The organism is Bradyrhizobium sp. CB1015, from assembly GCF_025200925.1.
GTDB lineage: Bacteria > Pseudomonadota > Alphaproteobacteria > Rhizobiales > Xanthobacteraceae > Bradyrhizobium.
In genome coordinates, this window is the sequence record NZ_CP104174.1 from 1,420,163 (window position 1) to 1,441,895 (window position 21,733).

The 21,733-nt window shown below is 59.7% G+C and carries 11 protein-coding genes and 5 pseudogenes; 9 read left to right on the forward strand and 7 right to left on the reverse strand.

The features are described from left to right. The first annotated feature begins 28 nt into the window (after positions 1-28). Positions 29-2,932: a Ulp1 family isopeptidase gene (locus tag N2604_RS06430; protein WP_260374203.1), complete on the forward strand. Its 2,904-nt coding sequence runs from the start codon at positions 29-31 to the stop codon at positions 2,930-2,932. A gap of 173 nt (positions 2,933-3,105) precedes the next feature. Here N2604_RS06430 and N2604_RS06435 read toward each other — a convergent pair. The 4 genes and pseudogenes from N2604_RS06435 to N2604_RS06450 form a co-directional block, all read right to left on the reverse strand. Further along, positions 3,106-3,538 (reverse strand): annotated as a pseudogene (locus N2604_RS06435) (transposase domain-containing protein); the annotation flags it as partial. A gap of 478 nt (positions 3,539-4,016) precedes the next feature. After that, positions 4,017-4,436, reverse strand: coding sequence for an SET domain-containing protein (locus N2604_RS06440; protein WP_124163809.1), 420 nt, complete (start codon positions 4,434-4,436; stop codon positions 4,017-4,019). 2,206 nt (positions 4,437-6,642) lie between these two features. Then, positions 6,643-6,948 (reverse strand): hypothetical protein, encoded by a 306-nt coding sequence (locus N2604_RS06445; protein WP_124163808.1) that lies wholly within the window; start codon positions 6,946-6,948, stop codon positions 6,643-6,645. A gap of 148 nt (positions 6,949-7,096) precedes the next feature. After that, positions 7,097-8,470: a hypothetical protein gene (locus N2604_RS06450; protein WP_260374204.1), complete on the reverse strand. Its 1,374-nt coding sequence runs from the start codon at positions 8,468-8,470 to the stop codon at positions 7,097-7,099. A 1,467-nt stretch (positions 8,471-9,937) separates the two neighbouring features. Here N2604_RS06450 and N2604_RS06455 point away from each other — a divergent pair. The 4 genes and pseudogenes from N2604_RS06455 to N2604_RS06470 all read left to right on the forward strand — a co-directional run bounded on the left by N2604_RS06455 (position 9,938) and on the right by N2604_RS06470 (position 13,775). Then, positions 9,938-10,561 carry a J domain-containing protein gene (locus N2604_RS06455; RefSeq protein WP_124163806.1) on the forward strand — a complete coding sequence of 208 codons (624 nt, stop codon included), beginning with the start codon at positions 9,938-9,940 and terminating at the stop codon, positions 10,559-10,561. 1,146 nt (positions 10,562-11,707) lie between these two features. Next, positions 11,708-12,493, forward strand: a complete 786-nt coding sequence (locus N2604_RS06460; RefSeq protein WP_311739829.1) for a LuxR family transcriptional regulator — start codon at positions 11,708-11,710, stop codon at positions 12,491-12,493. A 363-nt stretch (positions 12,494-12,856) separates the two neighbouring features. Then, a pseudogene (locus N2604_RS06465) lies at positions 12,857-13,506 on the forward strand (integrase core domain-containing protein); the annotation flags it as partial. 53 nt (positions 13,507-13,559) lie between these two features. Then, positions 13,560-13,775, forward strand: a complete 216-nt coding sequence (locus N2604_RS06470) for a hypothetical protein (protein ID WP_158672228.1) — start codon at positions 13,560-13,562, stop codon at positions 13,773-13,775. Positions 13,776-14,123: 348 nt separating this feature from the next. Here N2604_RS06470 and N2604_RS06475 read toward each other — a convergent pair. Beyond that, positions 14,124-14,837, reverse strand: a pseudogene (locus N2604_RS06475) (IS3 family transposase); the annotation flags it as partial. A 1,309-nt stretch (positions 14,838-16,146) separates the two neighbouring features. On the opposite strand from N2604_RS06475, the pseudogene N2604_RS06480 reads away from it, so the two are divergent. Further along, positions 16,147-16,293: pseudogene (locus tag N2604_RS06480) on the forward strand (IS630 family transposase); the annotation flags it as partial. Between the two features lie 307 nt (positions 16,294-16,600). Here N2604_RS06480 and N2604_RS06485 read toward each other — a convergent pair. Then, complete coding sequence (locus tag N2604_RS06485) at positions 16,601-17,737, reverse strand: MFS transporter (RefSeq protein ID WP_124163804.1); 1,137 nt, start codon at positions 17,735-17,737, stop codon at positions 16,601-16,603. 464 nt (positions 17,738-18,201) lie between these two features. Here N2604_RS06485 and N2604_RS06490 point away from each other — a divergent pair, with 464 nt between their 5' ends. The 3 genes and pseudogenes from N2604_RS06490 to N2604_RS06500 all read left to right on the forward strand — a co-directional run bounded on the left by N2604_RS06490 (position 18,202) and on the right by N2604_RS06500 (position 20,891). After that, complete coding sequence (locus tag N2604_RS06490; protein WP_225115040.1) at positions 18,202-18,663, forward strand: hypothetical protein; 462 nt, start codon at positions 18,202-18,204, stop codon at positions 18,661-18,663. 74 nt (positions 18,664-18,737) lie between these two features. Then, positions 18,738-20,005 (forward strand): annotated as a pseudogene (locus N2604_RS06495) (IS256 family transposase). 259 nt (positions 20,006-20,264) lie between these two features. Continuing rightward, entirely contained in the window at positions 20,265-20,891 is a 627-nt protein-coding gene (locus N2604_RS06500) for a gamma-glutamylcyclotransferase family protein (RefSeq protein ID WP_245334314.1), read from the forward strand. A gap of 200 nt (positions 20,892-21,091) precedes the next feature. Here N2604_RS06500 and N2604_RS06505 read toward each other — a convergent pair whose 3' ends face one another. Then, a complete protein-coding gene (locus N2604_RS06505; RefSeq protein WP_124163803.1) occupies positions 21,092-21,646 on the reverse strand; it encodes an AidA/PixA family protein in 555 nt (184 codons plus the stop codon). Positions 21,647-21,733 lie beyond the last annotated feature (87 nt).

A 21,733-nucleotide genomic window follows, 5' to 3' on the forward strand; every position in this document is an offset into this window, starting at 1 on the left:
CAATTGATTTCTTGGACGTGAGGCTATCGTGGACCCGTACAATTTCGATCCACCCAATCCAACAGCTTGGTCCCCGGTGCAGCACGCCGTCTTGGAAGAGGACCAGGGGGGCCATGCCGGGCAAGAGGGCTTTGAGCAGCACTTGGCCGAGGCGCGCTCACCCGATCCGGGTCCTGTCTCCCGTGGCGGCCGCAACTACCATCCCCATCTCTCTGCAGAACATCGGGACACTATCGACAAGGCGATTGCCGAATATGCAGCTCAGAAAAACCCACAACGGAACACGGTTAAGCGCTATACTCAGGCGCTTCGCCGACTTGGAAATGATCTTGGCGCTCATCGCATTACGATTGATCTGAGGGACCACCAGTCCCTGGTCCGTCATGTCAAGACTTACTTCCCGAACGACGAAGACATGAAGAAAGGGTTGGGTGTCCTTCGTGCGTATCATGATCGGAGCTATGTAGCTTCTGGCGGGCGGCCGCGCACGATCCCTTCAGCGGAAGATGCGCCCCTCTCAGAGCGGCTTAATGCCAGTGGCATGACGTCGGGCAGTGCTGCTCGTCATGATCGTAGTCTTCGCAGATTTTCTAACGCGCTTAATCTTGCGGGCTACTCGATATCCGGGTTAGACCACGCGGCGCGCATTGAATTTGCTCAGAAGTTGTTCCCGAACGACGAGCTTCTGTTGTTCGCATTAGGCAAGGTTCGCGATGCCGAGAACGTTCCCGGCGCGCGTGCATCTCGGAAGCCCAGCGGTCGTGCTGTCCCGTCGCCCGCGTTGCATCTTTATCCCGATGACGCCCGCATCATTGATGGCCTGGAAAAGGCAGAGCTGAGCATGCTCAAACCCGAGGAGAAGAGCCGGAAAAAAGTTGTTCAAAATCTGGCCCGCAACCAACGAAGATTGGGTGCTTGGCTCCAAAGGGAGGGGCGGGGGAGCATAGTGAGCCGACTCACCGGCACCAGTGAGCAGCAAAAGTCGTTGAACGACGATCACACCGACTTTAAAAAATCCAATCGAAACGCGGACATGGGCTTCGATCGGCTTAGGAGCTACCTATTGCTCGTCGAGGCGAACGCTGCGCTGGGCGTCTGCCCTGAACAGGCGGGTGGGGAGCCGCGGCGTGGCGAGTCGAACTCAACGTGGTCGCCGCACCTGCCGTACGATTTTGAGTGGCCGACGCCGGAAGCGGTGCCAGATGGGTCGTCGGCGATCTACCGAGGTCTCGACTCCTTCGTTGATCTGCCGTACACCTCGCAGGAGGTGAGAGACGATGCTCAGTCAACGCCGGTGGGTAGGGCTGCCGCCAGACCGCCGCTCTTCAACGGACCATCGGACGCGCCAGCTCAGTCGCCCGACATTTTCCGCGGTCTTCAGTCTTTCGTTGATTTGCCGTACACGCCGCAACAGATGCGAGACGATGCTCAGTCGGCGCCGGTGAGTGGGGCTGCCGCCAAACCGCCGCTCTTCACCGGACCGTCGGACGCGCCAGCTCAGTCGTCAGACATCTACCGCGGTCTCAACTCTTTCGTTGATCTGCCGTACACACCGCAGCAGATGCGAGACGATGCTCAGTCAGCGCCGGTGGGTTGGGCTGCCGCCAAACCGCCGGTCTTCACCGAACCATCAGACGTGGCAACTCAGTCGTCACAGATCTACCACGGTCTCAACTCTTTCGTTGATCTGCCGTACACACCACAGCAGATGCGAGACGATGCTCAGTCGGCGCCGGTGGGTGGGGCTGCCGCTAGACTGGTGCTCTTCACCGAACCATCAGACGCGCCAACTCAGTCGTCACACATCTACCGCGATCTCAACCCTTTCGTTGATCTGCCGTACACGCCGCAGCAGATGCGAGACGATGCTCAGTCCGCGCCGGTGGGTGGGGCTGCCGCCAGACCGCCACTCTTCACCGAACCATCAGACACGCCAGCTCAGTCGTCAGACATCTATCGCGGTCTCAACTCTTTCGTTGATCTGCCGTACACACCGCAGCAGATGCGTGACGATGCTCAGTCAGCGCCGGTGCTCAGCCCTGCCGGTAAACCCGCGTTCTTCGTCGGGCGATCGGGCGTACTTCAGGAGCTTGAGGACATCGGATACCGAGTCGACGAGGATTGGCAGGATGGCTCCCAGCCGGTGCCGGATTTCTTAATCGATGTCCTGGATAATATCAGGGTCCTGCCGACCCAGTTCAGCGGCCCAACCCAGCTCTCCATGAACGGTGAGACCTACTCGATCACATTGGGGCCGCGAGGACGCCGCGTTGCGCAATTCATCCATCATCCTCGCCCGTCCCCTGTCCCGGGTGCTCAGATCGGCCCCTCGGCTACTGTTGCCTCTTCCGGCCACCGCAGCGGTCCCGTGCTGGGGCCCACGCAGTGGCTGGGTGACGAGCATATCCAGCGGGACTATGAGCTCCTGGCGCAGGAGTTGCAGCAGAACAATCCGGATCTCGCCGCTCGGACGCGGTTCGTGGATCCCCTGATAGCCCAAATGTTGCGATCCCCCTCCAAGGAGGTAGCCGAACGAGCATTAGGGTGGGTTCGCCCTGGTACAGCTGACTTCCTGTTCCTGCCGGTAAGCGATGCCAGCGATACGGATAGACATCAGCGCGGCAGTCACTGGTCGCTGCTGCTGGTTGATCGCCGCGATCGTGGCCGGCGGGTCGCCTATCACTATGACTCTACCCAGGGATACAATGACGGGCTCGCAGCGGAACTCGCAGGACGGCTCGACGCTAACCTGCAACAGGCCCCGATAAGACAGCAGCAGAACAGTTATGACTGCGGCGTCTTTGTCCTGGACGGCACCAGGGAACTGGTAAGGCGATTGGCAGCAAGACGGCCGGACCTGAACCTCAACAATCTTGTCATCAGTCGGCAGGAACTGCGGGACCGACTAGGCGCTGGTGTCGGCTTCAACTGAATAGGGCCACGACCGAGTGAAATGCTGTTCTCGCCGATCGAAGATCCGCAATCGGTGTGTTCGCAGAGCATTATAGTGTCTCACGTGAGGAGCTGAGTACGCATACGACGAAGACCGCCTGATTGACGCATGCCCGCGGGCACAGCGAGCTCTATGATCGGTCGGGGGAAAGGTCAGCGGCCTGCTGACCCGGCGGGCTTATCGGCCTGGCGCAGGAGCTTCCATTTCCAGGGCAGCAGTTCGTGCAGGCGCGACGCGGGAAGATCGGCGATCCGGGCCAGGACCTCGGCGAGCCAGGCCTTGGGATCAACGTCGTTGAGGCGACAGGTCGGTATCATCGTCAGCATGATGGCGGCACGGTCGGCGCCACGCTGGCTACCAGCGAAGGTCTAGTTGCGCCTTCCCAAGACAATGCCTGTCAATGCGCGCTCAGCGCATTGGTCAAGCAGATCTTGCCATCGTCGAGGAAACGGGCGAAGTCGAAGTCGCCCCGCGCCTGAGCATGTAGTTCCTAGGCTTCAGGACGTCGGAGGAGCGCGAGAGGGCTTCGCGCTCGCGCAACAACCAGACGTGCATGTCCTCGAGAAGCGGCTTGCTTTTCCTCTGCGCTGCGCGCGGACGTAAATCGAGGGGCAAAGATCGAGCCGCAAGCGGTCTCATCAAGTGCGTTTGTGAACAGCACATCTGCGACTCTGACGTTGCACAATCAGCGCATGCTAAGATACCTATCAGGCTCAGCTCCTGCGCCTTCTCAGCAACGACTGGGAACTGATCGAGCGTCGTCAGATTCTGAAGTAAGTGCGAGATCAGGCACATCTGCGGAGATCTTGCCTTAGGGTAGGCTCTACAGATGTTGTGAACTCCACGTCGCGCTTATACGTCATCGAAAGCACGTTCCGGGCCGCGGGCCACCGCACTCTGCGCGCCGGGGATGTCGAACACGGCTGCGCTCGCAATAATCTTCAGGCTCGAGGAGGCAGCCGCAAAGCTGGGTCGGTCGATGGCCGCAATTAGTTGGCGAAACTCTTCCCGTAAATTTCGCCGACGAATCAGTCGTCAGACCACGAACTCAATCCACTGCCGCCTAGCCCGTTGGGGCATCAACATTCACCGATGGTTCTTTAGCCCACGATAAGTCACACGTCGGATCGAAAAACAAGTAATTGCAAGTCAGTTCTTCACCAGGTTGTACGTCACGCGCGGTTAAAATTCGGCAATGATCGTCCTGATATGTATTTGGCTGACTGCTGTGGTTCATGAAGCGGGCATTGTCAGCATTGTACTCTATAACACCATCATTAGCCTTGTAGTCTCTTGGATAGGCATGCTTATCAAGTAGAGCTCGAAATGTTGGAGCTAGAGCTTCGTACTGCTCAGGCGTTACCGCGATGTCAACGATTGGGTTGTGAATCCAAATCAGCGAACCTTTGGGCAAAAGGGCAGCGGAGAAAAGTCCAATACCGCCAAACTGGTCTGGCTTTAAAACAGTTTCGATAATCAACATTGAAGAAGTCTCCCTAACACCCAGCAAGCTAACTGACCTGAGCCCCGAAATCTCCTGCGCAAATCGGTAGGGTCGTCTAATCGCGCCTCCGTCCCAAATTGGATTTTTTCGCATTCGTTGCCGCAGCGGCTGGCGGATCGCCTTTCGCGGTACCGCCATTTTGGCGGCGGTGGAAGCGGTGCAAGTCAGTGGGATTGCAAAGATCTGCGTCAATCAAAGATCCGCGTGACCAAGGCGGCGAGTTCATGTCGCGCGATCGTGACCTGTAAGCCTACGAGTGCGGCGACACGCTTGCTTTATCGCCGTCCGGCAAGCCGCGGACATCGGCTTCATCGAGGCCCTCAAGAGCTGCTTTCGCGCCGAGCGTCCATGCCACTGGTTCCTGCCCCTTGCGCATGCCCAGGACAGAAGTGGAGACATGGGCACATCGTTAGCGAACGGCCACCCCGTGGGCGATCGGCTGTCGAACGCTGATTTCGCCGCACAACCACGTCGGCGTAACCAGCCTGCCATCATAATCACGCGACAAAGCTCTAGCCTTGGGGTGGTCTAAAGCGCGGTCTCGCTGAAATCGCGACATGTGACTGCTGCTGTAAGAAAGTTCGATGGCAGGTCAGGTGCAGGATAATTTCGCGGGCGTATGCACCGTATCGGTCACCTGTGAGCGACCTAGAGCTGGTGGTGCGCTCGTAGACTCCTGGTCATCGCCCGTGCCGCTTCCGCTGCGAGGCCGTCCTGTCGAGGCCGTCCTGTGAGGACGCCGGATCTGCACTAAGCGTTTGGCCGTAAGGGATTTGACGCGATCGGCGCGACGCGCGGCGAGGCTGGAGTCTAGGGTGCAGCATCCCGGTTTGGTGCTTAGCGGTAACGGACAGTAGGCTCCGCAAAACGGCTGATCCTGCAGGTGAGCAACGACAGGCTTATGCGCTTTGTCCGAAGCCGCAGCCGGTCGCAGCCGATTGTCTCAAGCTGATCGGCAAACTCGCCAGGCCCGGCTGCAGCCGGCGCATGAACGAATTGCGATGTTCTCCGCGTCGAGACCCCAGAGCGGACCTGAAGCCAGAGTAGATCGTTTCCCTAAATCGAAGGGCCACCTCTAGCCTTATGGCCACGAGGTAATCGAGCCATAACCAGGGCTGCATTGCTCGCTCGGGCCGTTCCTTTGAGAGCAGCTTCTCGGCCAAGCCGTGATCGCGCCGGGTTCCAAAGAGAGACGACACTCGTGCCAGAAAGTACTCCCCCGCGCTCTATTCCTCAGCCCGGACACTGAAACAGGCAACAAACGCACGGCACAGCCTGCGCACGATTGGTCCAGGCATCTTTCAATGTGGCGTTCGTCGATCCGCCGCTAGGGGCATGCAGACGCCTCGTGAACTTGATCGCCTCGCGCGAGTCGCGCCGGCCAGATGCTTCCGGGAGCCGCGGTGTGCCCGCCTGGTGCTACTTTCGGCCAGGCAGGCTTGCACGATCAGCTCAGGTAGAACATTGTCGCGGCGATCCTCAGTTGAAGCCGGCAGGAAGTGCGAAACGCCTCAACGTTCGCGCCGGCGAGCCTTGCCCTATGATTTGTCCCGGCATCAAAGTACGCGCGAGATGTGCGGTCGTTCACACAAGATGGTCGCGATATGGCTTAGATGGGGCAGCAGCCTCGGGGTCGGAGTTCCTGGTGTTGACATTCAGCAGCGAAAGCTGGTCGCGGACAGATACAGCTTTGGTGCTTGGCAACCATGCTGCAGCGATCGTCTTTGCGGCTCGTTCGCTATTTTGAGGGTCCTCAAACACTAATCTTGCCGATTTGATCAGCCGGACAGAGGTCGCTGCGGCTTGCTCAGCTTCATCCTGCGCTGAAGCTCCTTGAGGAGAGGTCATCTCAGGTCGTCGTCTTCGACGGGCAGAGCAGTGCCGACGGCAGTCCGCGCTGAACCGAAACCTTATCCCGGAGGACGCGGTTCTCATCAAAGCGTCCAAAACCGGAGTAGCGACAGATAATTCACGGTCTATGCACTGCTCTTAAGGTTTCAGCGACTGTCTACGCCGAAAAATGGGAAGGGCATTGCTGACCGGCTTTCCGCGGGGACGTTGAATGCACATGTCAGGAGTATAACCACGGCAGTAGCTTCGGGGTAGCACTGTGTGAGCTGCGGAACACGTCGGCTGGGCTAAGCGATGAAGATCGCGCACGGTATTCCGGACCATTGCTGACCCCTCAGATATGTACTGAAAGGCTCGAGGCGAATCGACGAGGTGCTGGGCAGCGCCTCGTCGGCCAGACGAGCTTTCTGCGGAACGCCACGGCCAGGATGTGCATCTGGGACTGATGGACGACCACACCCATCTGCAGCCAGCTAAGCTCAGCCGACGCGTGTTCGATGCGGGCTCGAGGATGCTTCCCTGTCTCGGGGCCGAGGCCCCAATCAATGGCAATGCTGTAAAACGCAACGGCGATAACACCGTAGGTGTTCTTCGCAGCTTTGGCGTTCGGAAGATCAAAGAAGATCGCTGTGCGGCTCAACGAGGAGCCGCACAGCGATGATGCGCGCAAGTTAATCGGGCGGGGTAGCGCTCACCCGGACCCCCCGGAACCGCGCCAAGCTCGCTGGCGCAAGCTATGCTACATTAATAAGTCCAATACCGGAGCTATGTGGTCGGGTTCCTAATTCTTAGCGCGGGGATTGTCTCTCGGCATCTCCATTGCTTGGGTGATGGATGAGCCGCACGTCATTTGGGCCTCCCGGCCCCAAGAGGGCGGTGTAACGCTCGCCGAGAATATCGTAGTTTATTGCCGGGTGCGCATCGTTCGGCAACTGGCCCCAGCGGCGAAGCATCGAGAGCATCGTGTCCGGGGCTGGTTGGTCGCCGTGCGAAAAATTCTTGGGAACGGCGAATGATGCAGCATAAATCTCGCGGGGCGCGGGGGACGTCCCCTCAGCCCTGGAGGAGGACGCCGGAGCGGCTTGCTCCATCGACCGTCCAAGCCGCGATGATGAGGCTCGGTTCGCTGGTTGCGCGCTGGGCTGCGGAGCGTTTTCCAGCCGAAATCCCAGAGGAATGGCAGCGCCTTGCGGAAGAGGGGTGCTTCGCCTCATCGTTGCCGCGGGCACGAACAGCGCCGTGTAGCGGTCATTGTGAACGATAAAACTGTTGGGTCGGCTGTCCTGGCTCGGCGCGACGTTGCTACGGTCAAGCGCAGCGGACGCGTGCTGGTGGCCCTGCCGGAAATTGAAGGGAATAACGGCCGGTTCTGAATCCAGCCCTTGGTGATGACCCTCGGTTGGCTGGACGGAAGACGATGGGCCGGCGTTTCCCACCATCGCCCACAGCAGATCCTGATCGTAGCCTTCCGCGGGAAGGACGAGCCGATCGCTGGCCTGAAACGGTGCGCCGGCGTCTTCCATCGGCTCGCGAACGACTGAACTGCCGGGCTCGCTCACCTGGCGTCCGATAGCATCCCCTTCTGTATGGCTTAGTGTTCTCTGCCTCTTCGCAGGCCTCAACTCCCCGGTGTAATCCTCACCCATGAGGACCTCGTGACTTGAAGAGGGAGCGCTCCCGGTCAGCTCGTTCCGAGCCGGTTGGTAGCCGTCGCTCCAGTTGAACTGAACGGCTTTTCCGCGGTCCGGTCCCTGGTGATCGCGCGCGGTTGGGAGAGACGATGTTAGGTTGGGTTCGCCCATCATCCCTGGCAGCGGGTCCTGATCGTGACCTTCCGCAGGCAGCTCTTTCGGCCAAGTCCAAGCTTCCCGCGGCGCGCTGTGCTCGGCAGCGGTGTCCCCGAGGTGTCTGGTGACGGCGTCTTCGGGATGAGGACCGTGGGCCGCCTGGTGCCCAAGATCCAAAGCCTCGATGAGGCTACGCTCTTCCTCAGACAGAGGAAAATAGTAGGGATCTGAAGAAGCGGGGATCTCTGCAACGGCAGGGGCATCAAGCTGCGGCACTTCATCCAAGTACGGCTCAAACTCCGCTTGCTGCTGTTGCGGTTGTGACACTGCGGCGTGGTCACGGTCGAATGGGTTGATGCTGTTAAATGGGTCCATGTCAACTCCCCGGGGGTTGGGTCGGTTCGCAATGCTGAGCCGACAGTGTCGCACTCTCCCGATCTATTCGGATCAGCTGTCGACAAGCTGACGCGCTTAGAGACTTACGGATTGCGATCTCAGATCAATCATTTCGCGCTCTTGAACGCGACTCGTGACAGAACCGAGCAGGCGGCATGGCTTTGCCCGTTCGGGACGAGCACAATGGCGTCGGCACTCTGACGCCGCGACCATCTCGGCAACTGAATTGGGTCTCTTCAGTCAACCCGCACGTTTCGAGGCCATCTCGATCAGCTTGCACCAACAATCTTACGGCTTGTGCCGACAACGCTTCCTTGGCTCGCAGGCTTGTGTGCCGCGCCGCGGCGGATGCTCTCGATTGGATTGCAGTTCTCAGCTGGCTCTGGTGCTCGGCAGCAAAGTCAAAGAAAGCCAATGGGCTGTACATTGGCGATCCTTGTCCGGCAATCACGTCACGCGCATGTTTGGCGCGGCTTTCGGCGAAGGTATCAAGTGCATGCTCCGCGACCGCCCGGCTTGGCGCCATTGAGATCCTGCTTGGCCTTCTTGCCACTCCAAACCAGTTCGGGATGTCTTTGAGCAAGTTGACGGCCTTTTGCTGCGGGCGCTCGTATTCGCCCTGCGATTGGTCATTCAGGCCCGAAATCATCGAAGGCGAAAGGTTCGGTGCATCCCCTCCAGCAGGCCGAGAGCGCCTCCTGGATCGCCTGTCGACATAGCGCGCAGCTAAGGGGCGGGCAGCAGGGGATCGAGGCTTCCTAGTTCGCCGCGCTCGGACTGGCAAAATCACCGAGGTGAAGCCGATCCAACTGGCGAGCCGCTCGCGCGCCGGTCCTCACCTTGGGCCTGGCAATCTCGATTGCGCCAATATCCGTTTCGATGTTGCGCGTCGGCCCACGGCCGTGCCGCACGGCCGGGCGCGACCATCCGCGGCGGCTTCAGCTCGCCGGCGTCTCCGAAACGCGGCAATTGCGTCTGGACGGCCCGGACGAACAGATCGCGCGCTATGTTGCGGACAATTTGTAGCAGTGCATGATCAACCACAGGCGGCTGACCGAAGGGCAGGATGTTGATCGTCTCCTTCGGGCCTCATCGGGTCCTTGAAGAAGTTCTCGCAGGTTCGCCATCCACCTGGATACGCTGCCTCTCTGAGCGCGTTATCACCCAGATTCCTGCGCAGCTCCCGCTTTCTTCGTATTCACCTGGTCCCGTTCAAGACCTCTATGTGCAGAACCCGACAGCAAATTGCAATTGAGTCGATCTGAATCGCAGAAGAGATGCTTGCCTGAACCAAGCTCGGCCGTCCTGGCACGTCGATTGCTAAGAAGTGCCTGCTACATCGTGCCACTAACTAGACGCAAAGGCCGAGACCAACTTGCAATCCAAACGCAATTCTCTAGCAGACAAGCGGCGCTGTTAACTGCCGCTCCGCTAACGGATCCAGTCATGCTGATCGACACCTCCAAAATCTTCGACTCCATTCGCATCAACAAGAAGGAAGCGCGGGAGCGCCAGACCTCGGCGCTATGTGAATGGCCTGGTTGCCAGAACAAGGCGACCCATCCCGCGCCCAAGGGCCGCGACAATGCGCGCGAATATTGGCACTTCTGCATCGACCATGTTCGCGAATACAATGAGTCCTACAATTTCTTCACGGGAATGGACGCGGAAGCGGTCGCGCGCTACCAGAACGACGCGCTGACCGGCCATCGTCCGACCTGGAAGATGGGCGAGAACATCAGCGCCCGCAAAATGGCCGGCAGCGCGGCCGATTTCGAGGACGACTGGCATGCCTTCTGCACGCAATTCGAGCTGAACGGACGCGCCGGTACCCGCCCCCGCGCGGAGACCAAGCCTGAGGCGCGCAAGATTTTAAATGCCGAGCGGAAAGCGTTGCAGGTGATGGGCCTGAATGCCAATGCGACGCTCGGCGATATCAAGGCGAAGTACAAGGCGATGGTCAAGCAGCACCATCCCGATGTCAATGGCGGCGACCGATCTACGGAGGATCGCCTGGTCGAGATCATCAAGGCCTACCATTACCTCAAGACCGTGGTGCGCGAGAGCTAGGGCGGACACGACTTGAACGGCTTCACCCCACCGGCCGCTACTAGCACTTCATCGTGTGAAAGCTGCATCCGAGCTGGGGTGTAATCCGCTTCAGACCCCCACGCCTAGGCTGAGAGGTGCAGCATCTCCGCCACGTTAGCCGGAGTCTTTATCAACAGCGCGCTCCGGATCAATCCACGACGAGCCTTCCGTGATTCTTTCCTCTTTCATTTGCTCGCTCCTCGGCGTTGCAAAGAGGGGGCAAGTCCTCGCGACGCCGAAGGGGGCGGTTCGCAAAGGCGCGCCACAGCGAAACGCTGAAGGCGCCGGTCCTCGGCTGCTCAAAGACCCCGCAACACTAAACTGCTGCTGCGCTGCTCGATTTCAAGGATGGAAAGGCCCGTACTGTATTTGGCTTGCGCGTTAGGACCGCACGGGCAGCGCCCATCCCGTTCCGCGTCATGCAGGTGAGGCAACCGCAATCATTCTCATGATCTATATCAATTCGATGTCGCGTCTGACGACGTTGTCGCATGTTTGACGTATGTCGCATCCGCTCGAAACAACTCAGATGAGACGGTCTTTCTCTTAGTGCCTCTCTCTTAAGGGGCGATTTTGCCAAATCGGAAAGTGGTACGAGAATTGCTGTGCCCATCATGCTGGTTCTTGGAAGTCCTGAGGATCGCATGCACGGTGTCGTCCTTGTCAAGCAGCTGGTTGTCAATGTCCGCGAGTGGCGGCCCAACATGCGCAAGCGCCCGAGAGGGGCTGCACCGGTCCGTGACCTGAGGCGTGTCGAGCTGCGCGAAGAGTTCCGTGCCGAGCGCACTTCTTTACGTCGCCGCTTGAGACGTTGGTATGTTCTTACGAGAAGTGCTGACCTTGTCCGCCGCAACCGTTGCATCATTTGCCAGCCATTCTTTCGAGAGTCTGGATACGCACGTGACGATTCGGCAGCTCGGATAGCAACCCGACCGGTCGGCAACGAACCAACTCAGCTCCGCGTTGGCTCAACCTGCGGGGGCGCGCGCCGGTTTTCTCCACCTATCTGATCGGTACGCGCTGGGACCCGGGCAAACATTTCGGGCTCGGCGCTTTCCTTCCCGCGCGGGCGTCCAGCTGCAACAAGCAGAGCCAACATCTGTACAAGTAAAATGGGAAATAGAAATGGATGACCAATCGCACGGCCAAATGCCACTCTCTTCAAGCCGACGGGAAAGCCGCGGGCCAGACCTATTCAGCTTCGTCGAATGCGCTACACAGACAAGATCAATCAAAGCGCTGTTCGAGCTTCTTGTGAGTTTCGCGAGCAATGAAGGCTTTAATAAAGTCGCGTACGCAGCACTCACCTGCTCGAATGAGCGTCGTCTGCTGGACTATCTGCCGCCCCCGCCAACGATAAACTTCCCGTCTGATTGGTGCCAACGCTATGCTGAGCAAGAGTATCGAGCGATCGACCCGGTAGTCCGTCGGACAGCAATGCTGCCAAGGCCCTTTCTTTGGGATGACCTAACCAATAAATATAAACTGCAGCCCCGTGAGCTGCGCGTCTTGCACGAGGCCAGAGAAGCAGGTCTTAAGCATGGCATAAGCGTGCCATTGTTTGGATCGCAAGGCCGATTGGCTTTCGTATCGTTTGCATCTCCCTTCGATGATGCCGATCCACAGCATCGCATGGCTCATCTGGCGACATTGGCGTCGGCGTTTCACAACGCTGTCGCACAGATTACACCGCCCGTTGATGAAGGTTGCGAGCCAGACATTCCGCTAACCGAGCGAGAAACAGAGTGCCTATACTGGGTTGCAGAAGGAAAGTCAGCCTGGGTAATCGGGCGACTTGTGGAGGTCAGCCCGAATACCGTCAACTTTCACATGAAGAACGTCGTCAGAAAGCTAGGGGCGGCGAACCGGACAAATGCTGTACACAAAGCAACCCGACGCCGCCTCATTTAACTCCGCGCCCGTTTAAAGGCACGATCAAAGGCCCCGTCTTCGGGCGGGCTCTTCTGTTATTGCCGCGGATCGGGACAACCGATCTCAAGTGGCTTCAACGATGTACTTCAACGGAAGCGGCTCAAAACAGATAGCTGGGCACGCAAGCGCATCAGGCGCGCGTATGCGGTATCCCTCAACAGCGCCCGGTGTGGACTTCGGGCGTCGTCGTTGCATGCAAGTCTCTCGTTGCGCCAGACTCTCAATCCGCCTCTCAAGCGATCTAGTGTTGCTAAACAGGCGGCTCAACGAGACGGCGGAAGACGCCGAATCATCTTCATTCTCCCCAGCAACCGTCCCGAGGCGATCGAGGCCGCGCCAGCGGTGCGCCGCCGTGGCGGCCGCAAGCGGGCGATCGGGACCCGGGCGCTGATGACGGTGCCGATGCACCGAACGACCGCTGGTCACTGGACTTCGTCTCCGATCAGCTCACGGATGGCCGCCGCTTCCGCATCTTGACCGTGGTCGATGACTGTACCCGCGAGTGCTTGGCGCTGGTGGCCGATACCTCGCTCTCCGGGGCCCGGGTGGCGCGGGAGTTGGATCGGCTGGTCATGGAGCGCGGCAAGCCAAAGATGGTGGTCAGCGACAACGGCACCGAACTTACCAGCAACGCCATCCTGACCTGGGCCGATCGGAGCCGCGTCGCCTGGCATTATATCGCTCCGGGCAAGCCCATGCAGAATGGCTTCATCGAAAGCTTCAACGGTCGGCTCCGGGATGAATTGCTGAACGAGACGCTGTTCACGTCGCTGGCTCAGACCCGCGTCGCGCTCGGATGCTGGCGCGCCGATTATAACTACACACGACCGCACTCACAGCTCGGATGGAAGACACCCTCCGAGTTCGCCTTCACCTGCCACCCGCGCCGGGATCTGGCACTGCGCTATGCCGATGGCTCCGCGCCAGCTCCCGTCGCTACCACCGCCCAACTGGGCAAATCCAATGGCTTGAGCGAACTCAGAACTGGATAAAATCTGGGGGCAAGGTCAATTCGGCTAGCGTGGAGTGGAAGTCGGACAGGCCTATGTGCCCCAAAAGCTCCGGAATCTACTTACGGGATTTTGAACCAGCTCTCTCTGGTGCGGTGATCTTGCCTCGCGAAGGAACAGGACGTTGCGTCGCCGCCAAGCTTGGCGTTGTGACCCGGGTCATCATCACCGACGGCGGGGACTTCATCAATTTCGAATGGAAGTTCGGCGAAGGCGTCACCTATACGCCGGAGATGCGAGGGAGGCAATGATCGGGCTGCAGGGTCGCCGTTGTGCTCGACGAGTACGATCTCAAGCGCACGACGCGCTTTGCTGCTGCGTCTCCGGTTCTTGGGTTATAAGTGAGGTTTGTCGCTACAATCCGTTCTAACAAACGACCACTTATTTTGAAGATGAGACGGGCCCCAAACTTACTGCGCCCTCAGGAGCAACATCACCGCCTTTCCCAATCCGATAGTCGCCACCTGGCGACAGCTTCGTCGTCAGCTTACCGACAGGTAAGTGCTTCAGATGTTACAACGTATCGTAGTGGACTGAGTCTACTCAGTCTTGGCAAGGGAGTATGGAATTGAGCTGCTGCCGGTTTGATGGACACCAGGTTAAGCTAATCCCACCTTGCGCTCGAACTGAACCGGGCTGAGATAGCCGATGGTCGAGTGCCTGCGGATCGTGTTGTAAAATCTTTCGATGTAGTCGAACACATCGGCTCGTGCCTCGTCTCTGGTTCGGTAGATCTTGTTGGCGGTCCGTTCGGTCTTGAGCGACGAGAAGAAGCTCTCCATCGCTGCGTTGTCCCAGACGTTGCCGGAACGGCTCATGCTGCAGAGAATGCCGTGGTCGGCCATCAAACGCTGGAACTGCTCGCTGGTGTACTGACTGCCCTGGTCGGAGTGGTGCAACAGGGCGTCCGGCTTGCCGCGTCGCCAGACGGCCATCAGCAGGGCATCGGTTACCAACTGAGCTGTCATGGCGGCGCTCATCGACCAACCCACCACCCGGCGTGAGAACAGGTCGATCACCGCTGCGACGTAGAGCCAGCCCTCGGCCGTCCAGAGATACGTAAAGTCGGCGATCCACTTCTGGTTCGGCCGCTCGGCGGCGAACTGCCGGTCAAGGAGGTTCGCCGGCCCGGTCTCGAGCTGTCGATCGCCGCTGTCCTTCGGCAAGCGCCGGCGTCGCGGCCGCGCCCGCAAGCCTTGCAGGCGCATCATCCGTTCGATTTGGTGCAGGCCACAGTCCGCCCCATCGGCGAGCAGATCACGCCACACCCGGCGCGCACCATAGGTGCGGTCGCTCGCCATGAAGCTGGCCTTCACCTTGCCGCCGAGCTCTTCGTCACGCGAGCGGCTGGGACTGCAGCACGTCGCACCTATGCGCTTCTTTGAAGTTTCGCAGGAGGCTATTAATTCGCATGAGGCGTAGCGCTGTACATCCGACTGCAGAGCGCCGGCCTAGAGGCCGGCGCATTGCTCGACTCATTCCAGCGGGTATCTCCTAAAAAGAACGGATAAGGCGCGTAAGCATGCCGCTCAAAGCGACTTGTCGCCCTAGCGCCGCAGGTGGCGCAGACCGAGCTCGATTAAACCGACGTGACCGAGCGGCAGCTGGATACGACCAGTTCGGACCGCCTGGCCTGGTGGTACTCGAAAGCTCGGTGCTCATGAGCCTACTACAAGTGTCCGCGATTGGGAGGAGGTTGACACGCCCTCCCGTAGGCATGCACCTTCAGGCCCAGCTCGACGGATAGAGCGGTCGCTGGGCCTTGCGAATCGAGAGGTCTCCATTCAATCAACGATTACAATCGCTTCAATTTCTTGTCCCACGCTCGTGATAACGTGCGGCTCCGCGGTGTGCGTTGCCTGATCGTTGAGGCCGATCAGTGCTGGAAGATCCGTTCCACGCGATCATGCTCGAACGGCGGAACCGGAACTCAGGAGGCTGGATCGCAAATCTCTCTACGTAAGAGGACGCGGCCGCTGTTCCCGCGAGCGGCCGGTCCTGCGAGGCCTCGCGCCTCATTTTATGCTTCGTTTGTTATCCGCGATTAGTGCTGTACGCACGCCGGATCGGTCAAACAAAAAAACAGATCGCAGATACCATTCAATGGGTCGTCCGCGCATTGAGGATATGACGTATCGGCTACCTGCACCTTGGTGGCGACGGGTTGAGCGGCGGCCTCAGCAACAAAGGCCGGCACTGCCGCCGTTGCAAGCGCGACGGCGCTTGCAGTTCAAACAGCAATTTTTTCATTCCAGAGTCGCTCCGTTAGATCGACCCCAAGCCGTCCTCACGGATATATGAAGGCGCCGGAAGTGGTAAATTGATTCTCTTGATCCGGTCCATCGAAGGAATGGATGAGTTCGAACATCTGCGCGGCCTCGGTTATGAGTCGCTCGGGAAAGCCTTTATGGTCGGCGTCTCGGCGGCCTCGACGCGGTCATTGAGCGGAGCAATCGGACAAACGCGGTGACTGCATCGTTCGGACCCCAATGACTCGCACTCCTTGGAGACCGGACGTGTGCTGCCCGAGGGGCCGTCACAATCCTGATGAGTGCACAAGCGATCTCTTCATGACCGATGCTACGACTGCAGAGATCGCTGGAATTTCATTGGTGTGTTCGGCTACAGGCTCTGCGCGCAGACATCATGGACTTCATCAGTCGTCACAACGACGATCCCAAGCCGCTCAAATGGACCAAATCCGCCGACGACATCCTCGCTTCCACCGAACGGTTCTGCCGATACAACGCCCAAACTCAGGCTTGGTGATCTTGCGAATTGTTGGTTCAGGACACTAAACTTCTTCGTTCGCAACATTCTCGGGCAGACACCGCGTAAACTGGAATGCCACGTCGACCGAGCCGAAAAGGATCCCGGCCCATGACGTGAAGAGCCAACACTGAGGAGCCAACAATTGGGTCCGAAAAACCTCGGGAGTTTAGCGCGAAGCCCCTCAATTTGAGCCGGCGCGCCTTCCGCATCATCAGCGGCGGATCACTGCCTGATCGTCGATCGCCTGAAGGCGCTCGCTTGTGCCGCCATCCGCCGAGCTGCGCGTGTCGCTGGCGCGTCGATCTCAGCGCGCCTCGATGGTGACAATGCGCGCCGACAGGGTGACCAGACACATGAGTGCGGCCAACATCGCAAATGCGCTCGGCAACCCTGCGAGGTTGGCGAGGAAACCGACGAACCCCGGTCCAACGAGGAGTCCCGCATAGCCAACCGTGGTGATCGCGGCAACCGCTAGACCTGCAGGCATTACCTTCTGAGTGCCGGCCCTCCGGAAGAGAATCGGAACCAGGTTCGATGAACCAAGACCAATGAGCAGGAAACCTGCCATCGCGAAGGGGGCGCCTGGGGCGGCCAGCAGAAGCGCAAAACCCGCGACGGCCATCAGACTGCCGACCACTAGTGTCGCGCGGTCGCCAACGCGCGACACTACGGAATCGCCTCCGAGGCGCCCGACGGTCATGCTAATGGAGAACAGCATGAAGCCGAGTCCACCCTGCGCTTTCGGTACAAGGCCACGGTCCACCAGCAGCAAGGCGCTCCAGTCGAGTATGGCTCCCTCAATAAGAAACGTGATCGCTGCTAATACCGCCAGCAGCACCACAATGGCATGCGGCATGACGAACAAAACCCCTCGCTGAGCTTGCGCTATTTGGGGCAATCGCGACCAAGTCAGCACCATGACGCTCGCCATGAAACTCGAGCAGATCAGGGTTGATGCAAAAGCACCAACATTCGACCAGAGCAATATGGTCATCGCGGCGGAGCCGGCAAAGCCGCCGATGCTGAATTGCGCGTGAAACCCGGACATCAGCGGACGCTTGGCTGCACGTTCCACCTCGACCGCACAGATATTCGCAGCGACATCGATCGCGCCGAGCGAGGCGCCGAAGGCGACCAGCGCGGCCCCGAGCGCCCAAGGCGTATCGGCAACCACCAGGCAAGGAAGGATGGGTGTAAGGCTGAACCCACCGATCAGGATAATCGGTTTACTGCCGTAGCGCGCACTCAACAAGGCGGTCAAAAGCATCGCGAGAACCGAGCCCAAACCTAGGCATAGCAGCAGAAAACCGAGAACGCCCTCGTCGACCGCCAGTCGTTCCTTCGCGAACGGCACCAGCGGCGCCCAGGCCGCCGTACCAAAACCAGCGACAAAAAATGCAAGACGCATCGCGAGCCACGTGGCCGGCCGATCGGCAGACATTTTTAGGAGCTCCGGAGGAAATTGCTAGCGAGCGCAGCGCCCGGGTAATTGCACAGCGTTCCGCCATCTAGGGGGATCGAAACGGAAGAGTCCACCCACCAAAAATGAGGGTGCACTGCGCACAAGCTCTTGATCTATCCAACTTTCTCACGTGCCGGGCTCGATCGTCTCGACCGGCACAGGCGCGCGATGAGCGATCCCGGCCGCCGTCGGTTGCCTCCATTGTGAGCCGTAGATTGCGGAGCTGGCCGGGCTCCGGGCGCTCTAGGTGTGTTAAAGGGGCAGACGTCAGCTTCCGAACGGCTAAGCGGAAATCTTACGATCAATCAGAGCATTACCGCTCGTGGAAGCGGACATCCCGTGTTGCCGCGCCGGATTTTGGAAGCTCCGCGACTCGTCTATTGTTGAGGCTTTCGCAAACCCTTTACAGCCGCGGTGCGACGAGCCCGTCGCGGGAGCCGATCATGTTGAAAGCCACCGAAGAAGAGATCGAGGAAGTCCGAGAATACTTTGAATGGCAGGCGGCCGATCTCGGAGTGACTTTCATGCAGAAGGTCTACTCGGAGACCGTCGGGCACACGCGCCACGATGTGTGGGACATCCACACCAATAAGGATCGCTGGTGGGTCATCACGGGCGGCACGAAGCTCTACTCTCAGGAGCAATTCCCAAGTATGGACCTTGCCCTGACCTTCCATATTGGCCTGATCCTCCGCGTCCCGCGCACGGAAGAACAGCGTGAGAATGATCTACGCATACTCCCGTTCGCTAACGTGTTCGCGAAGATGGAAGAAGCCGGAACCGCCCTGACACAGGCCCAGAGCCTCACTGACTATCAGGCCGTTGGCGTCCGATGCCGCGAGGCGCTACTCGAACTAATCGGCGTCGCGCAGGACTCGGCAAGAGCTATGGCGGAATCTGGGTGATGACGGTGTGAGGAAGGCGGCGTATCGAGGCGGGTGACGAGCCTGCCAGAACCTCTTGAGGAGAGCGATACGCCATGACCGAGACTACCAATGTTCTTGCTTCCGTCAGCCGTCCGCGGTTGATGATCCACTGACCGATATCGTTCGAGCCGGCGCGCGGGACCTGCTTGCTAGGGCGATCGAGATCGAGGTTGGCGCGTTTCTGGCCAGCACGGCCAATCTGACGCTGCCCGACGGTCGGGCGCGCCTGGTCCGACATGGGCACGGTCCGGTGCGCGCGATTGCGACCGGCATCGGTCCGGTGGAGGTCGCTCGTCCCAAGGTCCGCGACCGCGGAGCGAGCGGGCCAGGCGACCGCCTCCGCTTCAGTTCGGCAATCCTGCCGCTATGGGCGCGGCGGACGAAGAGCCTGGATGCCTTGATCCCGGTCCTCTATTTGCGCGGCATCTCGACCGGCGACTTCCAGGAGGCGCTCTCGGCGCTGCTCGGCAAGGAAGCGCCGAACCTGTCGCCTTCGGTGATCGCCGGCCTGAAGGCCGATTGGCAGGTCGAGTACGAACGCTGGCAGAGACGCGATCTGTCGGCGCGTCGCTATGTCTACATCTGGGCCGATGGCGTGTACCTGCAGGCCCGCATGGAAGATCACAGCGAATGCATGCTGCTGCTGATTGGTACCACGCCGGAAGGCAAGAGGGAGCTGATCGGCTTCCAGGTCGGCGTGCGCGAGAGCGCGCAGAGCTGGCGCGAACTCCTGATCGACCTGCGGCAACGCGGGTTACGGATTGCCCCGCAACTCGCCATCGGCGACGGCGCCCTCGGCTTCTGGAAGGCACTGGATGAGGCCTTTCCCGGCACGCGGCACCAACGATGCTGGTGCCATAAAGTGAGCAACGTACTCGACAAGGTCGCCAAATCCGTGCAGGGCCCCATGAAGAACGACCTGCGGAACATCTATCTGGCCCCACACCGGGCCGAAGCTGAAACCGCGATCGACGTCTTCGTCGAGAAATACCACGTCAAATACGAACGTGCGGTGGAGTGCCTGATCAAGGATCGCCACGCGCTGCTCGCCTTCTTCGACTTCCCTGCTGAGCACTGGATCCACCTACGCAGCTCGAACCCGATCGAGAGCGTCTTCGCCACGGTGCGCCACCGAACGGTGGGGACCAAGGGATCGCTGTCGCAACAAACCGCGAAGCTGATGGTGTTCAAGCTCATCGACGCCGCATCGAAGACCTGGCGGCGATTGAAGAGCACGAACCAGTTGCCGAAAGTCATCGCCGGTGTAAAGTTCATCGACGGAATCGAAGTCATTCCGAACACTGAAAGCCACGCCGCCTGATCAGGCCGCGTCACCCAAAATCAGCCATAGCTCACTCGGCAATGTGGACCGACACACCGCCGCAGCATGCGAACTTCCGCGCGTGGACGGAAATCATCTGCAACGAGCTTCTGCCGGGCGACACCAACAAAGAGCGTCGCGGGGCCGTTAAAAGCGCTCTGGAGACCGCATGGACGTTTTCCAACTGGCTAACGCATTCAAAGTCCGCCACCTGGCTTGATGCCGACATGGCGCATGTGATGTCCAGGTTGCCAGCGGAATGCTGTCCCGATCGATCATTCGTGCGTTGCGCGGTGTGCCTGAGGAATGCCCGAACTGCGGCTCGCCGCATCTCGAACCAGAACACGCTGAAAACGCTGCCGCACCCGGCGTACTCTGGGAACGACCGCGCTGCGCTGATTGTGGATGGACCGGCAGGCCCGTCCCAATCCTCGACCTGGAGGATGGACAGCCCATTATCACTCGCGAAGGCGAAAAGTCCGAAGAGCACAGCATCATGACGGTTCCGCTGCGCACGATCGTCAGGCCGGGCGATCCGCCGATCGAGCCGCTGAAGAAAGCAAAAACCGGGCCACCGGAGCCAGGCGTCTATCTTGCCTACGGGTCCAACATGTCGACCGCATGGCTGCGCAAGCGAATGCCGAGCTGCAAGCCGCTCGGCATTGCTACCTTGCCCGGGCATGCGCTTCGCTTCCATAAGCGCAGCAGGGACCTGTCTGGGAAGTGCAACGCATTTGCTAGTGGTAACAACAACACAGTGATCGGAGTCCTGTTCAGCTTCGATCCAGCCGAGCGCGCCAAGCTAGACGAGGCCGAAGGCGTCGGCGCTGGCTACGAGCACGAGATGGTCACGGTCATCAACGAGCAAGGTCGCTGCCGGCGATAAGGCTCGGCGCCGCCTCGAGTTAAGAGTCCGGAATTCCTTGCTGCGGCTGGCCTTCTCGATCACGGCCAGTACCCTCGTCGATACATGATATTTGAGCCGCTAAACGGGCCGAGCGACATCGCGAGAACTGGCTATTCCAGGAGCTCTCACAGAACTCCCAGCCGGGTTCGGGATTGAACGACCGCGCTCGGAGCGGCCGACTACGGCACCTCCCTTAGACCCGAGATGTTGATCTGGAGACGCCATCGGAAGTATCCCAGCACCAAGCAGGCCTTGTTCAAGACCATGAAGTTCAGATCGCAAGCCGCCACCCCATCGGCCAGCACTTGGCTCTGCCAGAAATGGTCGTCGATGCTTTGGTTGCCCGGCTGCAACAAATTCTCGAAGTTGGGCGTCGCAACGGTCAAGGCTCGGCGCAGGACAAGCTCAAAGGGGGAAAGGACACCAGCGTGTTCCTGCGTGATCCCATCAAACACGACGATATGCTCTCCTCTCAAGGCCAGGGCACTTCCACGGATGCGCAGATGGACGCCAGGCGTGACGGTCAGATCGAGATGGCCGTCATTGCTCCCGAGTGGCCCGCCATCGCGCGCGGCCAGGACATAGAGATGCTCACTGTCGACGCGTACGGGCGCCTCGGGCGAGAGACTGGCATTCGGATACCGTGACAGTAGCGTCTCGGCGTCGACGATGATGAGAACGGCAACGTTAGACTCGGAGCGTTGGCTCTTGGTTGAGGGTCTGTCTTTGGCCATTGCTGTTTCCCTTCCTCCCGACCGTGGGATGCTCGGCAACCGCGGAGCTTGCCAAGTGCTTGGGCCGGCCGAACTGGATGGTGCTGA

Excerpts from the sequence above, each read along its gene's own strand:
- N2604_RS06440 (WP_124163809.1), bottom strand. The coding sequence starts at position 4,436 with ATGTTGATTATCGAAACTGTTTTAAAGCCAGACCAGTTTGGCGGTATT.
- N2604_RS06450 (WP_260374204.1), bottom strand. The coding sequence starts at position 8,470 with ATGGACCCATTTAACAGCATCAACCCATTCGACCGTGACCACGCCGCA.
- N2604_RS06455 (WP_124163806.1), top strand. The coding sequence starts at position 9,938 with ATGCTGATCGACACCTCCAAAATCTTCGACTCCATTCGCATCAACAAG.
- N2604_RS06460 (WP_311739829.1), top strand. The coding sequence starts at position 11,708 with ATGGATGACCAATCGCACGGCCAAATGCCACTCTCTTCAAGCCGACGG.
- N2604_RS06470 (WP_158672228.1), top strand. The coding sequence starts at position 13,560 with ATGTGCCCCAAAAGCTCCGGAATCTACTTACGGGATTTTGAACCAGCT.
- N2604_RS06485 (WP_124163804.1), bottom strand. The coding sequence starts at position 17,737 with ATGTCTGCCGATCGGCCGGCCACGTGGCTCGCGATGCGTCTTGCATTT.
- N2604_RS06490 (WP_225115040.1), top strand. The coding sequence starts at position 18,202 with ATGTTGAAAGCCACCGAAGAAGAGATCGAGGAAGTCCGAGAATACTTT.
- N2604_RS06500 (WP_245334314.1), top strand. The coding sequence starts at position 20,265 with ATGCTGTCCCGATCGATCATTCGTGCGTTGCGCGGTGTGCCTGAGGAA.
- N2604_RS06505 (WP_124163803.1), bottom strand. The coding sequence starts at position 21,646 with ATGGCCAAAGACAGACCCTCAACCAAGAGCCAACGCTCCGAGTCTAAC.